General features: G+C 40.0%; 17 protein-coding genes. 15 read left to right on the top strand and 2 right to left on the bottom strand.

Going from position 1 to position 16,758, the window contains the following annotated elements; all coding sequences use genetic code 11:
- The first annotated feature begins 37 nt into the window (after positions 1–37).
- Genes C2757_RS01730 through C2757_RS01765 form a run of 8 tightly spaced genes read left to right on the top strand, consistent with a single transcriptional unit; the run spans position 38 to position 7,596 of the window.
- On the top strand, positions 38–805 hold the full coding sequence (locus C2757_RS01730) for a glycosyltransferase (protein WP_215375351.1): 768 nt from the start codon (positions 38–40) through the stop codon (positions 803–805).
- Positions 806–817: 12 nt separating this feature from the next.
- Entirely contained in the window at positions 818–1,783 is a 966-nt protein-coding gene (locus tag C2757_RS01735; RefSeq protein WP_215375354.1) for an NAD-dependent epimerase/dehydratase family protein, read from the top strand.
- A gap of 8 nt (positions 1,784–1,791) precedes the next feature.
- Entirely contained in the window at positions 1,792–3,078 is a 1,287-nt protein-coding gene (locus C2757_RS01740) for a nucleotide sugar dehydrogenase (protein ID WP_215375357.1), read from the top strand.
- A gap of 7 nt (positions 3,079–3,085) precedes the next feature.
- Entirely contained in the window at positions 3,086–3,961 is an 876-nt protein-coding gene (locus C2757_RS01745) for an SDR family NAD(P)-dependent oxidoreductase (protein WP_215375359.1), read from the top strand.
- 34 nt (positions 3,962–3,995) lie between these two features.
- Complete coding sequence (locus C2757_RS01750; RefSeq protein ID WP_215375362.1) at positions 3,996–5,006, top strand: Gfo/Idh/MocA family protein; 1,011 nt, start codon at positions 3,996–3,998, stop codon at positions 5,004–5,006.
- Positions 4,963–5,973, top strand: coding sequence for a GHMP kinase (locus tag C2757_RS01755; RefSeq protein ID WP_215375364.1), 1,011 nt, complete (start codon positions 4,963–4,965; stop codon positions 5,971–5,973). The genes C2757_RS01750 and C2757_RS01755 overlap by 44 nt, the downstream gene beginning before the upstream one ends.
- Entirely contained in the window at positions 5,973–6,686 is a 714-nt protein-coding gene (locus tag C2757_RS01760) for a nucleotidyltransferase family protein (protein ID WP_215375366.1), read from the top strand. Before C2757_RS01755 ends, C2757_RS01760 begins: the two co-directional genes overlap by 1 nt.
- A complete protein-coding gene (locus C2757_RS01765) occupies positions 6,679–7,596 on the top strand; it encodes a glycosyltransferase family 2 protein (protein ID WP_215375370.1) in 918 nt (305 codons plus the stop codon). Before C2757_RS01760 ends, C2757_RS01765 begins: the two co-directional genes overlap by 8 nt.
- A gap of 205 nt (positions 7,597–7,801) precedes the next feature.
- On the opposite strand, the gene C2757_RS01770 is transcribed toward C2757_RS01765, so the two are convergent.
- Complete coding sequence (locus C2757_RS01770) at positions 7,802–8,668, bottom strand: formyltransferase family protein (protein WP_215375373.1); 867 nt, start codon at positions 8,666–8,668, stop codon at positions 7,802–7,804.
- Between the two features lie 259 nt (positions 8,669–8,927).
- Between C2757_RS01770 and rffA the strand changes: the two genes are divergently transcribed.
- The 7 genes from rffA to C2757_RS01805 all read left to right on the top strand — a co-directional run bounded on the left by rffA (position 8,928) and on the right by C2757_RS01805 (position 15,668).
- The gene (gene rffA / locus C2757_RS01775; RefSeq protein ID WP_215375376.1) at positions 8,928–10,058 is read left to right on the top strand and encodes a dTDP-4-amino-4,6-dideoxygalactose transaminase; all 1,131 of its coding nucleotides are present in this window, start codon (positions 8,928–8,930) and stop codon (positions 10,056–10,058) included.
- A gap of 89 nt (positions 10,059–10,147) precedes the next feature.
- On the top strand, positions 10,148–11,548 hold the full coding sequence (locus C2757_RS01780) for a DUF2029 domain-containing protein (protein WP_215375379.1): 1,401 nt from the start codon (positions 10,148–10,150) through the stop codon (positions 11,546–11,548).
- Positions 11,549–11,786: 238 nt separating this feature from the next.
- The gene (locus C2757_RS01785; protein ID WP_215375382.1) at positions 11,787–12,386 is read left to right on the top strand and encodes an SIS domain-containing protein; all 600 of its coding nucleotides are present in this window, start codon (positions 11,787–11,789) and stop codon (positions 12,384–12,386) included.
- 18 nt (positions 12,387–12,404) lie between these two features.
- Positions 12,405–12,932 carry an HAD-IIIA family hydrolase gene (locus tag C2757_RS01790; RefSeq protein WP_215375384.1) on the top strand — a complete coding sequence of 176 codons (528 nt, stop codon included), beginning with the start codon at positions 12,405–12,407 and terminating at the stop codon, positions 12,930–12,932.
- On the top strand, positions 12,933–13,649 hold the full coding sequence (locus C2757_RS01795; RefSeq protein ID WP_215375387.1) for a transaldolase: 717 nt from the start codon (positions 12,933–12,935) through the stop codon (positions 13,647–13,649).
- Between the two features lie 16 nt (positions 13,650–13,665).
- On the top strand, positions 13,666–14,637 hold the full coding sequence (locus C2757_RS01800; RefSeq protein WP_215375390.1) for a glycosyltransferase: 972 nt from the start codon (positions 13,666–13,668) through the stop codon (positions 14,635–14,637).
- A 41-nt stretch (positions 14,638–14,678) separates the two neighbouring features.
- The gene (locus C2757_RS01805) at positions 14,679–15,668 is read left to right on the top strand and encodes an NAD(P)-dependent oxidoreductase (RefSeq protein ID WP_215375393.1); all 990 of its coding nucleotides are present in this window, start codon (positions 14,679–14,681) and stop codon (positions 15,666–15,668) included.
- Positions 15,669–15,710: 42 nt separating this feature from the next.
- Here C2757_RS01805 and C2757_RS01810 read toward each other — a convergent pair whose 3' ends face one another.
- The gene (locus C2757_RS01810; protein ID WP_215375395.1) at positions 15,711–16,730 is read right to left on the bottom strand and encodes a tyrosine-type recombinase/integrase; all 1,020 of its coding nucleotides are present in this window, start codon (positions 16,728–16,730) and stop codon (positions 15,711–15,713) included.
- Positions 16,731–16,758 lie beyond the last annotated feature (28 nt).

The following is a 16,758-nucleotide window of genomic DNA, read 5'->3' on the forward strand; positions in this document are numbered from 1 at the left end:
TGCTGTTTTTAACTACCGTTAAATCATTTGAGTCTATATGGATATAGATCTATCAATAATCACTGTGAACTATAATTCTGGCGATGATCTTGAAAAAACTGTTAAGTCAATTTCTCCCCTAATTAGTTTCTTAAATGCAGAGTATATTTTAATTGATGGTTTTTCAGATGATGACAGCTATTCACGCTTAATAGACCGCAATGTATTTGATGTAGCTATCTCTGAAGTAGATGGCGGAATATATGATGCGATGAATAAAGGGATAAAGCTTTCTCGAGGGAAATGGATTTGGTTCTTAAACAGCGGTGATTTAGCTTTAAAGTCTGCAAGATGTTTAAAGACCTACTTGGACTCGGGCAATAAAAGCATTAATTTACTGTACGGAAATTTTATGACCGTTTCTGGGTATGAAGTTGATCAAAATTTGAATCTTAGAATGCTTTTAACCGGAATGCTAAATCATCAAACTATTGTTTATAGGCGAGATATATTGGATTCCTTTGATTTAAATTATGGCCTGTGTGCGGATTTTGCCCATCTACTTAATTCTTTTCAAAAAATTTCCCCCCTAAAAATTGATGCACCTCTTGCTGAATATAATCTTTACGGGAAGTCATCACGCTTTACTAGGTCTGATAGGGTAAAAATTTGGTTATATCGCTGCAAGGCTTTTTACAATTCAAGCCTACCATTATTGTTTAGGTTAACAGGTATGCTATTTAGCTTAGGAGTATGTTCTATTAAGGCGTTTTTCCCGCTTTGTGGCTCCAGAACTCTTGAATTAAGAAAAAATATCAATAAATAGAGAGTAATAATTATGTCAGTTTTTGCTGTTACCGGGTGTGCAGGCTTTATTGGAAGTAACTTGGTGGATAGGCTCCTGCAGAGTGGCCATGAGGTTGTCGGGGTGGATAACTTTTCAACTGGCCAAATCCATTTTTTGGAGGACGCCTTGTTAAATCCTCAATTCAGGCTAATAAAAGACGACTTGTTGAATCTGGATGCCCTGAAGATTGCTTTAGTAGGTTGCGATTTTGTATTTCATTTGGCTGCCAATGCTGATGTACGTTTTGGGACAAATCATCCTCGCAGGGATTTGGAGCAAAATACTATTGCTACATACAATGTTCTAGAGGCCATGCGTTTTAATGGTGTTAAGAAAATTGCTTTTTCTTCAACTGGTTCAGTCTATGGTGAGTCGCCTTTGATTCCTACTCCAGAAAATGGTCCATTTCCCATCCAAACATCCCTTTATGGGGCATCTAAGGCTGCGTGTGAGGGTTTAATTTCTGCCTACTGCGAGGGTTTTGGATTTCAATCTTGGATTTTTAGATTTGTCTCTATTTTGGGCGAGCGATATACGCATGGACACATTTTTGATTTTTACCAAAAGCTAAAAAAAGATCAGACTTGTTTGGCAGTTTTGGGAAACGGCAAACAGCGAAAGTCTTACCTCTATGTTCAGGACTGTATCGATGCCATTATGGTGGCTATTGATAAAGCAGGTGAAAAAGTCAATATCTTCAATTTAGGTGTAGACGGCTATGTTGAGGTTAATGATTCCATTGGTTGGATTTGCAAGGAATTAGGAGTTAGCCCAAGGCTTGATTATTCTGGGGGGGATAGGGGTTGGATAGGCGATAACCCATTCATTTTTTTGGAAACAAATAAAATCCAAGCGCTAGGCTGGAAGCCAAGGTTTGATATCGAGCAGGGGGTAATACGAACGGTTCAATATCTAAAGAATAATGAATGGGTATTTGATGCGCGGGGCCGGGAGTGAGAGTGTGCGTGCAGGGTCTTTGGCATCTGGGTTCGGTGACGGCGGCATGTTTAGCATCTGTTGGGCATGAAGTAGTAGGATTTGACCCAGATAAAGCCATAATTTCCTCTCTAATTGAAGGTAAGGCTCCGCTCTTTGAGCCCGATCTGAATCCTCTTATTTCTGAGGGTATACAGAGCGGCAAACTTCGATTTACAGGCAATATGAAAAATGCATGTGAAGATGCAGAGATTCTTTGGGTTAACTTTGACACCCCTGTGGATGAGGATGATGTCGCGGATGTTGATTTTGTAATAAATCAAATTAAATCTGCTGTGATGTTTCTTTCTGATGGCGCATTGGTTTTGGTGTCTTCGCAGCTACCGGTAGGCTCAATAGCAGCCCTAGAGAAATTTTCTAAAGAGCATATACTTGATAAGCATATTTCATTTGCAAGCTCTCCTGAGAATCTAAGGCTTGGCAATGCTCTGAAGGTTTTCCTTCATCCGGATAGAGTTATCGTGGGCGTTCGCTCCCCTGAGGATCGTACCATCCTTGAAGAATTGCTATTTCCAGTCACTAAGCAAATAGAGTGGATGTCTGTTGAGTCTGCAGAAATGACTAAGCATGCAATCAATTCCTTTCTCGCTACCTCGGTAACTTTTGCGAATGAAATTGCAGCCATTTGTGAGCTGGTAGGAGCTGATGCTAAAGAGGTTGAGTTGGGTCTTAAAACAGAGAGTCGTATTGGGCCTAAGGCCTATTTATCACCTGGGGGGCCTTTTGCTGGAGGTACCTTAGCGCGAGATATTGAATTCCTGGGAAAAATTAGTCAAGAAAGGCGGCTCTCTACACCTTTGCTATCTTCTGTGAGGTTGAGCAATGATGCGCATAAAAAATGGGTGCAGCGCAAGCTGCTTGGGTGTTTTCCAGATTTAAGCGGCCTTCGGGTTATGGTGTGGGGTCTCACTTATAAAGCTGGCACTGATACTTTGCGAAGATCTCTTAGTGTTGAGCTAATCGATTGGCTGTTGGGTCAAGGCGTGTGTGTGCAGGTTTATGACCCTGCCGTTAAAGAATTACCAGTTAACTGGGCTAATCGAGTCAAAAAATGCGCTAGCGCTCGCGAGAATTTGGAGGAAATGCAGGTATTAGTAGTTGGAACAGAGTGGCCCCAATTCAAAAATGAGGCGCGCATATTATCTGAGTTTGCGCAATCTAATTTATTGATAATAGACCCTAATCGCCATTTACAGGGATGTCTCGGGGACGCCGACTTTCCCTATTTATCGGTTGGTTCTCGGCAATTAATTTGAGACTCAAATGAAAAAAATATTAACAAATAAGGTAGCTATCATTACGGGAGCTAACCAGGGCCTTGGATTAGAAATTGCAAAGAAATATGCTGCTGCAGGATCAAATCTTATGTTATGTGCCCGCAATGGCGCTTTACTAGATAAGGCTTTAGAGGAAGTGAAAAAGTATGCCGCAAAAGATCAAGTTGTTTTGGCTCTGCAGGCAGATATTTCAAGGGAAAAAGAAGTAAATGATGTGGTTGACTCAACACTTAAGCAATTGGGTGCATGTCATATCCTGGTAAACAACGCAGGGATATATGGGCCTAAGGGCAACATTGAGGAAGTGGATTGGGTTGATTGGATGAGGGCTATTGAGATTAATGTTTGCGGATCTGTATTAATGTGCCGGAAATTGATACCCCACTTTAAAAAACAGCGGTATGGCAAAGTAATTCAATTATCTGGCGGTGGTGCAACTAATCCATTGCCAAAAATTAGCGCTTATGCAGCATCAAAAGCGGCGATTGTGCGATTTGCAGAAACTCTTGCTGAGGAGGTTAGTGGATTTGGGGTTGATATAAATTCACTTGCTCCAGGTGCGCTAAATACCCGTATGCTCCAAGAAATTTTACTAGCCGGCCCAGACGTAGTTGGTCAAGACTTTTATGAGAGATCTTTAAAGCAACAAGAATCAGGAGGTGCTTCAATAGATCTAGCGGCAGAGCTAGCGCTATTCCTGGGTTCATCCCTCAGTGATGGTATTACAGGAAAATTAATTAGTGCTGCTTGGGATAATTGGAGAGAGTGGCCTGACCACATTAATGAACTTGAAAGTTCTGATGTTTATACTTTGCGAAGAATTATTGGTCGTGATCGAAATATAAGCTGGGGCGATAATTAAGCAATATCAATTAGCAATTTAAGAATAGGGTTAGATGACTATAGATTCGCATATATTTAAAGTAGGCATTATTGGGTGTGGGCTAATAGGCCAAAAAAGAGCAAATTCATTAGGCACTGCCGGCAAGTTAATCGCTTGCGCTGATGTTGCTGTTGATAAGGCTGTGGCACTCGCTAATCGTTTTAATGCCAGATCATTTAGCGACTGGAAAGATTTAATTTCTATTAATGAGATTGATATTGTGATCGTCTCTACGCTGCATGACTCTTTGGCAGAAATTACTTTGGCAGCGGTTAATGCTGGAAAAAATGTATTAGTGGAAAAGCCAGCCGCAAGAACTAGTGCTCAGTTAGAGGCAATTCTTCTAGCATTGCAGAAAAGTAAATCTAAGGTTCACGTAGGATTTAATCACCGCTACCATCGAGCGCTAAGAAAATCCAAAGAGATTGTTCTTTCTGGTGCTTTGGGTGAGTTAATGTTTATACGTGCACGCTATGGACATGGCGCACGTTTGGGGTATGAAAAAGAGTGGCGCGCCGATCCTAAGTTATCGGGTGGAGGAGAGTTAATTGACCAAGGCCCTCATTTAATCGACCTCTCACGTTGGTTTTTAGGTGATTTTTCTGAAATTGATGGTTTCGCTAATACTTTTTATTGGGATATGCCAGTTGATGACAATGGATTTATGTTGTTAAAGACGCCAAAAAAGCAAGTGGCTTTTTTACATGCCTCTTGTACTGAATGGAAAAATCTTTTTTCGATGGAGATATATGGCAGGGACGGAAAATTAGATATAACCGGATTGGGTGGTAGCTATGGGTTAGAGAGGCTAACTTATTACAAAATGCTTCCTCAGATGGGGCCACCAGAGACCACATCGTGGGAGTATCCCATGGGGGATGATTCATGGGCTGTGGAGATGGCTGAATTTTATGATGATATTCGTTTAGATCGCACTCCATCAGCAAGTTTGAATGATGCTTATCAGGCCCTAAAAATTATTGAAAAAATTTACAAGGATTCTGGATATGATCATTGCGCGTAGTCCTCTTCGTATCACCTTAGGAGGGGGTGGAACTGATTTAGCTTCCTATTATGAAGATCATGGGGGTTTCTTGATTGCGGCAGCAATAGATAAATATGTTTATGTAACTGTCACGCGTCCTTTTACAGAAGGTATTTATCTTAAGTACAGTCAGTTAGAACATGTTGAGAAAATTGCGGATGTGCATCATCCAATTATTAGGGAGGCCTTAGATGCGATGGGTTTTCGTACTCCACAAGTAGAAATTACGACACTTGCGGATATTCCTGCGGGCACTGGCCTTGGTTCCTCAGGTAGCTTTACCACCGCCTTACTTAAAGCGCTTTACACCCATCGCAAGCGGCATATACATCAAGAAGAATTAGCTGAGTTGGCCTGTCATATTGAGATCGAACGTCTTGGAGAGCCAATTGGTAAACAAGATCAATATATTGCGGCAGTAGGAGGTTTAACTTGCTTCACTTTCCATAGAGATGGAAAAGTTACGGCTGCCCCCTTAATGATCAGCATGGAGACTATGTTTGATCTTGAAGATAATCTACTACTCTTTTTTACTGGATTTTCTAGAAGTGCGAGCGGTATCTTAAGAGATCAAAAGGTAAGGTCGCAGAAGAATGATGCGGATATGATTGCGAATCTTCATTATGTAAAAGATTTGGGGCTTCGAAGTAAGGCGGCGCTAGAGGGTGGCGATACCAATTTATTTGGCGAGCTCATGCATGAGCACTGGGAGCATAAAAAACGCCGCTCAGGCGGCATGAGTAATTTGCAGATAGACGACTGGTATCAATTGGCGATAAATAATGGTGCGATTGGTGGAAAGTTGGTTGGTGCCGGAGGTGGTGGATTTTTGATGTTTATGGCAAAAGACCGCAATCAATTGCGCAAGGCTATGTCCACCGCCGGACTGGAGGAAGTGCGCTTCAAATTTGATTTTGAGGGCGCCAAAGTTATGATGTCTTCCTAATGTTCCCCGTTGCAATATTGGCCGGCGGTTTGGCAACACGCCTCCGCCCTATAACCAATCAGATTCCTAAGTCGCTTGTTGAGGTGGCTGGGCAGCCATTTATCTTTCACCAACTAGAATATCTTCGTAAGCAAGGTATTGACTCAGTTGTTTTGTGTATTGGATTCTTGGGTGAAATGATTGAGGATTTTGTGGGTGATGGGTCGAGATGGGGCATGAACATTAGTTACTCTCTAGATGGGCCATCTCTTCTCGGAACGGGAGGTGCAATTAGACAAGCACTACCGTTGCTGGGAGATCATTTTTTCATTCTATACGGTGATTCCTATCTGCCCGTTGATTTTTCTGCGGTGGAAAAAACCTATATAAATAGTGGCAAAAGAGGATTAATGACTGTGCTAAGGAATCAAAATCGATGGGATAAGAGTAATGTCGAATTTAGCGCTGGTCAGATTGTTGAATACAACAAGTCAATGATTAGACCTGAAATGCATTACATCGACTATGGGTTGGGGTTATTGCAGCGATCTACGATTGCAACTTATTCTACTCTGCAGTCATTTGATCTTTCGAAAGTTTATAATGATTTATCCTTATCTGGTGAATTAGCTGGTTATGAAGTTTTTGAAAGGTTTTATGAAATTGGCTCTCTTCAAGGTATTGAGGACACCCAATCCTATCTGATTTCCAATTGCAGGCCGTCGAATGATTGATTTATCTGTCGTTATCCCTATATACCGGTCTGAAAATTCTATTAGAGAGCTTCACCAAAGATTGGTAGATCAATTAAATAAGATTTGCATTGAATTTGAGATAGTTTTTGTTGAGGATTGCGGCGGGGATAATTCGTGGAATATCATCAAAGAGCTTGTGGCGGATGATGTTCGGGTTTGTGGAATGCGAATGAGTCGAAATTATGGTCAACATAACGCTTTGTTGGCTGGCATTAGGGCTGCACGTGGAAATTTGATAGTTACTGTTGATGATGATCTTCAGCACCCTCCAGAAGAAATCCCCGACCTCTTAACAGAACTTCAAAAAGGGTTTGATGTAGTTTATGGCTTCCCTCAAACGGAGCAGCATGGGTTTTTTAGGAACATAGCATCGCAAATCACAAAAATTGCACTACAAAAATCGATGGGAGCCCAGACTGCTCGCCATGTCAGTGCTTTTAGGGTATTCAAGACAGAGCTTCGCGATGCTTTTAAGGACTTCACCGGCCCATCTGTAAATATCGACGTATTATTAACTTGGGGTGCAGCTAAATTCTCAGCAATACCGGTCAAACATGACGAGCGAAAGTACGGAGCATCTAACTACACTACACGAAAGTTGATACAACATGCAATTAATATGGTAACTGGCTTTTCAACCATCCCCTTAAAAATAGCTGGAATACTGGGATTCTTTTTTTCAATTTTTGGCATTCTTGTACTTGCTTATGTTTTAAGTCAATACCTTCTCCATGGATCGATTGTTCCTGGTTTTGCATTCATCGCATCAATTGTGGCAATATTTTCTGGCGCACAGTTATTTGCTTTGGGAATTATGGGTGAATATTTGGCTAGAATTTATCAGCGAACTATGGAGAGGCCTGCATATGTGATAAGGGAGTCTGTATAGGCGCGAGTAAGGAGTCTGTGTATCGCCTAAAAGAGTCTAATCTGGTTGGCAAGCATGCTACGCTAGTGAGTTAAGGTATAAATTTGGTTTTTTATTACGGATGTTATCTATCCCCTTAGGTATCGCGATTAATCTGCATAAGTGCAATTAGATATTGACGCAAAAAGCATCATTCTTAGTGATGCGTTTAGAGATATTTTTTGGCTTAGGCGTTTGAAAATCTAATTCGAAACTTGGAGAGTGGAAGAAAGGGGGATCTTATGCCATTTTCTTCGATGTAGGCCTCAGTTATTTTTAAAATGCCCTCCCCGCATATGATGAAAGGCTCACCATTTCTTAGAAATATAATTTTTCCAGGGTCTCTATTTTCAATTTTTAGATCAGCAGACTCTTCGGCTGTGATGATGCGAATTAGTTTTCCATCATAAATTGTTGATGCTCCGCCGTATGGAAACCCTACAGCATCAATTAATCTGCGGATTTCCCCCGCTTTTTTACTCCAATCAATTTTATAGTCCTCTTCATTACGCCATACACTATAACTAGATTCACTTTCAACTTGTTCTGATGCTTTTAGAATTTCGCCCTTCAATAAACTTGTGAGAACAAAATCTGCGCATTTGAGATAGTTCTCATGATTAATTTGAATAGCATCATAGATTTTTATTGGATAAGAAATTTTAGATTTATGCTGTGTAATGATTGCGCCAGTATCGTAGTCATTTGCACCAAATAATGCAGTAACACCTATTTCTGTTTCTCCGTTTATCAAAGCGTTCACTAATGGGGCAAAGCCTCTATATTTTGGCAGGAGAGAATCATGAAAAATAATCAAATTCTCGGGTGAATGATTAATTAACCAGCGCCAAGATATTGCTAAAGCATATTTCGTTTTAATTCCTGAAAATTCTGACTTCTTAATGTACCGAATTTTCTCTTTCTCACAAAAATTTATAATCTCATCTTCAAAATCTTTTGTAATCGCCTTATCGCTCCCAACTACTACCAAATTAAATAGGGGCCTATATTTTTTTGACATTACTTTTAAAAAATTAAAGCCTTTCTCGGTCATTAAAAAAAATGTTACCGAATTTTCTTGATTCAGATATTTTTTAGGGGCTATCTCGTGGGGCATTAGCTATCAATAAGGTCGTTGTAGTTGTAATATTAAATTAAGGTTAAACTAGTGATAGGGGTATATAAATTCTTTAATAGAAATACCACATTAAATAATTGGGGTTGTCACCAATATAACTATTTGTAGTAGTGTACGGTAATAATAAGTTCGCAAAAGATCATTTATCAAATATTAAAAAAGCCAGATAGAAATAATGATTCCATTTAATAAGCCCCATCTAACTGGTGATGAACTGGATAATATCAGTAAGGCCCATTTAAATGGGCAATTAGCTGGGGATGGGGCGTTCACAAAATCCTGCAATGCTTGGCTTGAGAAGTCAATTGGTTGCGAAAAAGCATTGCTAACACATTCGTGTACTGGCGCACTGGAAATGGCGGCCATTCTTGCAAATATTCAACCGGGCGATGAGGTAATTATGCCCTCCTATACATTTGTATCAACGGCCAATGCTTTTGTATTGCGTGGGGCAATCCCGATTTTTGTTGATATAAGACCCGATACTCTTAACTTAAACGAAAAACTTATCGAATCATATATTTCATCAAAGACAAGGGCTATTATTCCAGTTCACTATGCTGGTGTTGCCTGTGAGATGGATCGAATTATGGAGTTGGCTAATTTACATAATTTGCTGGTTATTGAAGACGCTGCTCAGGGTGTTCAAGCCACCTACAAAGGTAGGTCTCTAGGTGGAATTGGAAATTTGGGTGCGGTAAGCTTTCATGAGACTAAAAATATTATTTCGGGTGAGGGTGGAGCACTTTTAATTAATGATACAAAATTAGCCGAACGCGCTGAAATTATTAGAGAAAAAGGCACAAATCGCAGTCAATTTTTTCGGGGGCAGGTAGATAAATATACATGGGTGGATATAGGTTCCTCTTACCTACCTGGGGAAATGGTTGCAGCTTTCTTGTTGGCACAAATGAATAAGGCCGAATCCATTACAAAGCGTCGTCTGGAAATATGGAGTCGATACCACGAAGCTTTTGGGGGACTTGAGAAAATCGGCCGCATTAGGAGGCCTATAGTGCCAGAATGGTGTGGTCATAATGGACATATTTACTATCTTTTAATGCGAAATTTAAAGGATAGAACAAATTTTATTAGTGCGATGCGTCAGCGTAATATAAATTGCGTTTTTCATTATGTTCCCCTTCACGCCTCTCCGCAGGGAAAGAGGGCTGGTAGAGCTTACAGTAACTTGTCTGTGACAGAGGATATTGCTGATCGGATAGTTAGATTACCCTTATGGATCGGGCTTGAGACAAAGCAGGATTACATTATTAATCAGGTACTGGATGTATTAAAAGCAATTTGAAATGGGAGAGTTTTTCTTAACGAAAAGCGATGTAGTAGGCTGTAAATGAAATTTAAATGAATAAGTGCAAATTAAACAACGAGGGATAAGTGTCCAACAAATCGTCAAAGAGAATTCAGTTTGGTTTATTGCTAATTACAGCAGCGATCGTTTTGTGGGTTATTTTTGAATCTCATAATTTACGTCCCATAGCCGACGATTACTGTTTTGGGGCAATGTCAGGGGAATTTGGCCTATTTGGCGGAGTCGTTCTCATGTGGAATGTATGGTCAGGCTTTGTATCGCAAAACTTCATAACATTTCTTTTGGTGGGCATGCCTCTTGCATTTCTACCTTTTGATATTGCCTCTGCTATTTGTTTTATTTTTACTGCATTTGGTATGGGTGCAGTAGTGCTTGCTGTGAATAGGTCGATTCAATCGCCATTGAAGCTGGGTTTGGGCTGGCTAGTTTTTATAGCTTTTTTGTGGTGGACGTTTCTGTGGACAACCTTTGCCTTAGGTATCCAAAATACAAATCTTTCCACGGCAAATGACTACAATCTACGCTCTATAGTTAGCGCCTTAACATTCTGGCAAAATGTTAATTCTGCATACGTTATGCCACTACAGATAATATTCATTGCATTAGCAATCGGTTGGTCTTTCTCCAACCAAAGACGCTATCCATATTCTTCATTTTTGATTCCTCTAGTTATTGGGGTTTTCTCTGGCGGCGTTGCACCAGTGCAAATGGTTTCATTGCTGCTGGTTGCCTGCATGATTGCTGCATGTATATTTTTCATGCCTAAGACTAGAGATTTGAATCGTAATTTTTGGATTATTTTAAGTGTCGCGATTTTGGTTAGCGGGCTTATTTGTGGATTATTTTCACCGGGCAATGCTGTACGATCAGCGATCCTTAAGCCAAATTTTGAATTTACAGTTGAAAGGATCGTACTTCTTCTTAAGGTCACTTCAAAACAGGGTATTGGAAACTGGCTTAGGGGTTATTTTAATATTGGTAGTCTAATAATTTTAATATTGGCTACCGGCTATTCATTTTTTTCATTGACACGCAATAATCAAGAGCGTGCAATAAAGATTCTCGTTGTTGCAGCTTCATTTAGTTTGTTTGCTTTGGTGCTTAGTTTGGCAACAAGGCTTTCCCAAGAATTTAGTGGCATTGCTTACTGGCATCACACGAGCTCTTTGGTTTGTGTATTCATCTCGATCATTTTTTTTGGTATCTGGATTGGCATAATTATTAAAGGCGTCAACAATTTCTTTGTTGGTCGAGGCATGTGCGTTTTTTTCATATTTGCCCTAATTGTTGGAATTATGGCAAATATGAAAATGGTTGAGAGTATTGAATTGCGGCATGCGGCTTGGGTAAAAGGCCCCGCATCCATTAACGGGGTTATTGATACAGATAATCCAGAAGAGTTTCAGATGGGGTGTTGGCGCAAGCTTAATTCTCAAAGATCTCACCCAATTACACGTTCACCGTAAGTGTTGTGTTATCTGGGCACAATCTTCAAATACTTTTATCTTCACTAACACTTTATTGAAGCAAGTGAATTTTTTATGCCCATAGGCTGCATTCTGAATTTACTGCGTCTAGTAGACAATATATCTATGTAATTATTATAATTGATTATCAATGCTGAAAATAATAGGAAGCATTTAAGGAATAGAATAAAATGTTACCTAATAAATCATCTAATTATAAAAAACAAAGGGCTATTTTATGAGTTATGCAAAGCAACATTTAAATGAAGCGGTTGAAATCATCGAAAAAATGGATGTAGCCGCAATTGAAAAAATGGCAGATCTTTTAGCTCAAGTTAAAACAGATAGTGGCCGAATCTTTTTTTTAGGTGTAGGAGGTAGCGCGGGAAATTGTTCGCATGCCGTAAATGATTTTCGGAAAATCGTTGGCATTGAGTCTTATGCCCCAACTGATAATGTATCAGAGTTGACTGCGCGTACAAATGATGAGGGATGGGCTTCAATTTTTATTGAATGGCTAAAAGTTAGCAAAATTACCCCTAAAGATATGCTATTCATTTTTTCTGTTGGCGGCGGTAATCTAGAAAAGAATATCAGCCCTAATTTAGTTGAGGCTTTGAAATTTGCCAAGTTAATCGGCTCTAAGGTAATCGGCGTTGTGGGTCGTGATGGGGGGTATACCGCCCAAGTTGCCGATGCTTGCGTGATTGTTCCAACGGTGAACGCTGATAATGTGACCCCACATTCAGAGGCTTTTCAGGCAGTGGTATGGCACCTCTTGGTTTCGCACCCCAAGTTAAAAGCAAATCAAACTAAATGGGAGTCTACGGCTAAATAAGCTGCAGATATAAATCCATTGAGGCGTGCAGTTTTTTTAGATCGGGATGGGGTAATCAATCGGGCAATTGTGCGCGATGGTAAGCCCTATCCTCCAGCCTCCTTAGAAGAGCTAGAAATTTTACCGGGAGTTCACGAAGCCCTCCAAAAACTACATGATGCAAATTACTTATTGGTAGTAGTAACCAATCAACCCGATGTAGCGAGGGGCATATCTAAGAGGGAAGATATTGAGCTAATGAATGCTTTTTTATCATCTGAATTACCAATAGATGATTTTAAGACTTGCTATCATGATGGCGGGGATAAATGTGATTGTAGGAAGCCGTTACCCGGCGCATTAGTTGAAGCGGCTCAAGAGCACAATATCGATTTATCTAAAAGCTTTATGGTTGGAGATCGTTGGCGCGATGTTGAGGCGGGAGCCTCTGCTGGGTGTAAAACCTTTTTTATCAATTACCGTTATGCGGAAAAAAAACCAGATGCACCTGATTTTATTGTGTCATCTTTATTGGAAGCAAAAAAAATTATCCTTGGAGAGTTTTAAATGAAAAAAGTAGAAGAGTTAAAAGTAAAGATTTTTGCTGATGGAGCCGATAAGGCAGGGATGCTGGAGATGTATAAAAAGCCTTTTGTAAAAGGTTTAACTACCAATCCTACTTTAATGAAAAAGGCGGGAGTTATAGATTATCGAGCATTTTGCAAAGATATTCTCACATCAATAAATGACAAACCACTCTCGTTCGAGGTGTTCTCTGATGATTTTGCAGAAATGGAACGTCAAGCATTAGAGATAGCCAGTTGGGGCGATAATGTTTACGTAAAAATCCCCATTACCAACACTAAGCAAGAATATTGCTATGCGCTAGTTGAAAAACTTGCAAAACAAAAGGTTAAATTGAATGTAACGGCGCTAATGACTCTTGACCAGGTGCGTAATGTGGTAGCCGCTCTTGATCCAAATATCCCTAGTTATGTTTCAGTCTTTGCTGGTCGTGTAGCTGATACTGGATATGATCCAGTACCACTGATGACCAGTGCCGTTGAAATATTAAAAGCCGCACCTGCAGCTGAATTAATTTGGGCGAGTCCGCGTGAGTTGCTGAATATATTCCAAGCTGACGAAATTGGATGTCACGTTATTACCGTTACTAATGATATTCTCAAGAAATTATCTCTTGTTGGTTACGACTTAAATGAGTACTCCCTTGATACTGTTAAGATGTTTTATGCAGATGCGGTAGCCGCTGGCTTCAAGCTTTAATTAAAGTCTGGTTTAAATGCCCCTTTTATTAAGTGTAGTTATAACTTCATTTAATGAAGGGGTTAATCTTGATAGATTATTCCAGGATCTTTCAAATCAAGATTTTGATAAAAATTCCTATGAAATACTGTTTCTTGAGGCAGGAAATTATTCTAGAGAATGTGCAATAGAGAAACTTGGTTTTTCATCTAGTCTTTTGAGGTACTGGAATATACCAGGATTATCTAGAACTGCTGCCTTAAACTTTTTGGTAAAAGAGTCGACTGGAGATTTAATTGTTCGGCTTGATGCCAGAACTCATATTGACCCAGATTACCTAAGTAAGATCTACGTACTTTCGCTTTGGGAAAATGTTGCTAATGTTGGTGGTGTTCAGGTTCCGATTGGCGAATCTGAAGAGCAAAAAAAGATTGCGTTAATAATGTCACACCCTCTCGGGCTGGGTGGCGGGAAGTTTCGAAACACAAGCTATAGAGGTAAAGTTGATTCACTTTATTTGGGAGCCTTTAGTCGAAAATATATGCCAAACCAGCCCTGGTTCGATGAAAGACTACCAAAGATTAGCGAAGATTCTGACTTAAACTTTCGAATTCGACAAATGGGCGGTGAAATTGTTCTTGATTCAAGCATTATTGCTTGGCACTACCCCAGGGAAAGTCTAAAAACTTTTTTTAGACTTTGTTTTAATTATGGCGTTGGCCGCGCTTTATTTCTAATTAAACACCGGCAATTTTCTGCGCCACGGCAGCTAGTGCTTCCCTTCGCTTTTTTGATTGCATTGTCATTGTTGGGATTGGGCATAATTTACCCATTCCTATATTCAATATTGTTGATTGGCATCTTTACTTACCTAGCCCTCATTCTTTTTGTTTCCTTCAGATTCCGAGATAGAAGTTTTCAAGATATATTTTTCCTTGCCTCAGGCTTTGTGGGATGCCATTTTTTCTGGACGATTGGATTGTTTTACGGATTGATAACTTATAGATAATTTTTTTATCCACATTAAATACAAATGGCAGTAAACATAATATGAAGATAAATATAATCGGTGGCAGTGGCTTTATTGGTACAAGACTATCAACGATTTTTAACAAAAAAAATGTAGCCTTTACCATCGTAGATAAAGTAATAGGAGCATCTTTTCCTGCATTGACTCATAACGTAGATATCCGATCGTTGAAAGATTTAAGGGCATCAATTGATCTAAATGCGGCGGTGATAAATTTGGCAGCAGAACATCGCGATGACGTAAGCCCTCGAAGCTTATATGATGAGGTTAATATCGAGGGCGCGCGAAATATCTGTGAAATTGCCAATGAGATGGCGGTTAATAAAATTATCTTTACTAGCTCAGTAGCTGTATATGGTTTTGCCCCCCTAGGAACCGATGAATCTGGTGCGATTGCCCCTTTTAACGATTACGGTCGTACTAAGTGGGAGGCAGAGCAGGTTTATAGGCAATGGCAATCTGAGGATCCCCAAAAGCGAACTTTGGTCATCATTCGCCCAACCGTAGTTTTCGGGGAAAGAAATAGGGGGAATGTATTTAATTTGCTGAGGCAAATTGCCTCTGGTAAATTTATAATGGTTGGCAATGGCTTAAACCGCAAGTCAATGGCCTACGTTGAGAATGTCGCAGCATTCTTAGAGTATTCATTAGATTTCAAACCGGGTATACATATCTACAACTACATCGATAAGCCAGATTTCACGATGAATACACTAGTTGGTCATGTCAATAAGTTATTGGGCAGGTCTTCTGAGATTAAATTTAGACTGCCATTTTCTCTTGGGCTATTGATTGGGTCCAGCTTTGATCTAGTTGCAAAAATTACCGGTAACAAATTTCCCATTAGCGCGATTAGAGTTAAAAAGTTTTGCGCTAATTCAGTATATGAATCAGCTATAGAATCAACTGGTTTTATTCCTCCTGTGCCTTTAATAGAGGCGATTGAGAAGACAGTTCGCTTTGAGTTTATTGAAGACCATAAAAATGAGCGGGTTTTCTATTCTGAATAGTGATTGCACTAATTGATCCCCCTTTAATTTTTGGAGAGAGTATCAAACTTGGCAATTGCCGTGCTCAAGATATCTCATAACCGTATCTGTCTTTGACCATCTTCCACGCTGCATAATGATTGGCATGCTTGCTCCCGAATTTAGTAAATCCTGAGCGGCACCTACTCGCATAGAGTGGCCGCTGATGCCCTCAATTGCCGATTCATCTAACCCCGCTTTTCTTGCAATTCTCTTATAAATTCGGTTAATCTGACCAGCTCCAATATTGGCGCTGAAATCTAGCGCGCGATTTAGGCCGCAATACAACATTTCCTGCCCTTCAGGAATTTCCTTCATCCACTCCATTAATGACTGGTGTGCTCTTTTCCTTAGATGTAGCCATTTCCCGGTAGCGTCCTGATCAGTTTTACTTTTTCTCAGAAGAATGGATGATGTTTCAATACCATTCTTAATGTTGATTTTGACATCCTTGACTTGTAGAGACACTAATTCACTACGTCTGCATAAGGTGTCATAGGCTACTAGCAATAAGGCGCGATCTCGAATGCCTCTAATGGAATCATCGGTAGCTAATAACAACTTTTCCAAGGTGTCGGCATTAATGCTGCCGGCCTGGCTGGATGAGCGCCCGAGTTTGCGATGCATTCTGCGCATCTCTAAAGTAACATCAGGATCTTTGGTGGGATCATCAAAGCGATTCAGTTTATGAATAGCAGAAAGACCGCACAAAGCTCTGCGAATGCTGGCGGATGATCTACCGCTTATGGTTAGTTTGCAAATGTACCCAACAATTAAATGAGGCTCTGCAGGTAAGGCATTGGCATTTTTATCATCACAAAAATAAACGAAATCAGTAAAGTCAGCCCTATAGGCTCGAATGGTAGAAGGTGCATAAGCACCCTCAATTTTTATGATGGTTTCTTGAAGAAGCTTGGTTGCTCGATCTAAGTCTGAGAGTGCGCTTTCTTTTTCTAAACCTTGATTGACCTTGCCAACTAGCTGCAGCCTTCTTTTAGCTGGACTTTTAGGTGCGGATTGTGCAAAATCTTGATTATTAAGCATTTTTTACCTCATTTGGTTATTTAATTAA

The organism is Polynucleobacter sp. MWH-Svant-W18 (assembly GCF_018687495.1).
GTDB lineage: Bacteria > Pseudomonadota > Gammaproteobacteria > Burkholderiales > Burkholderiaceae > Polynucleobacter.

Excerpts from the sequence above, each read along its gene's own strand:
- C2757_RS01745 (WP_215375359.1), top strand. The coding sequence starts at position 3,086 with ATGAAAAAAATATTAACAAATAAGGTAGCTATCATTACGGGAGCTAAC.
- C2757_RS01810 (WP_215375395.1), bottom strand. The coding sequence starts at position 16,730 with ATGCTTAATAATCAAGATTTTGCACAATCCGCACCTAAAAGTCCAGCT.
- C2757_RS01805 (WP_215375393.1), top strand. The coding sequence starts at position 14,679 with ATGAAGATAAATATAATCGGTGGCAGTGGCTTTATTGGTACAAGACTA.
- rffA (WP_215375376.1), top strand. The coding sequence starts at position 8,928 with ATGATTCCATTTAATAAGCCCCATCTAACTGGTGATGAACTGGATAAT.
- C2757_RS01750 (WP_215375362.1), top strand. The coding sequence starts at position 3,996 with ATGACTATAGATTCGCATATATTTAAAGTAGGCATTATTGGGTGTGGG.
- C2757_RS01735 (WP_215375354.1), top strand. The coding sequence starts at position 818 with ATGTCAGTTTTTGCTGTTACCGGGTGTGCAGGCTTTATTGGAAGTAAC.
- C2757_RS01730 (WP_215375351.1), top strand. The coding sequence starts at position 38 with ATGGATATAGATCTATCAATAATCACTGTGAACTATAATTCTGGCGAT.
- C2757_RS01760 (WP_215375366.1), top strand. The coding sequence starts at position 5,973 with ATGTTCCCCGTTGCAATATTGGCCGGCGGTTTGGCAACACGCCTCCGC.
- C2757_RS01765 (WP_215375370.1), top strand. The coding sequence starts at position 6,679 with ATGATTGATTTATCTGTCGTTATCCCTATATACCGGTCTGAAAATTCT.
- C2757_RS01795 (WP_215375387.1), top strand. The coding sequence starts at position 12,933 with ATGAAAAAAGTAGAAGAGTTAAAAGTAAAGATTTTTGCTGATGGAGCC.
- C2757_RS01785 (WP_215375382.1), top strand. The coding sequence starts at position 11,787 with ATGAGTTATGCAAAGCAACATTTAAATGAAGCGGTTGAAATCATCGAA.
- C2757_RS01800 (WP_215375390.1), top strand. The coding sequence starts at position 13,666 with ATGCCCCTTTTATTAAGTGTAGTTATAACTTCATTTAATGAAGGGGTT.
- C2757_RS01770 (WP_215375373.1), bottom strand. The coding sequence starts at position 8,668 with ATGACCGAGAAAGGCTTTAATTTTTTAAAAGTAATGTCAAAAAAATAT.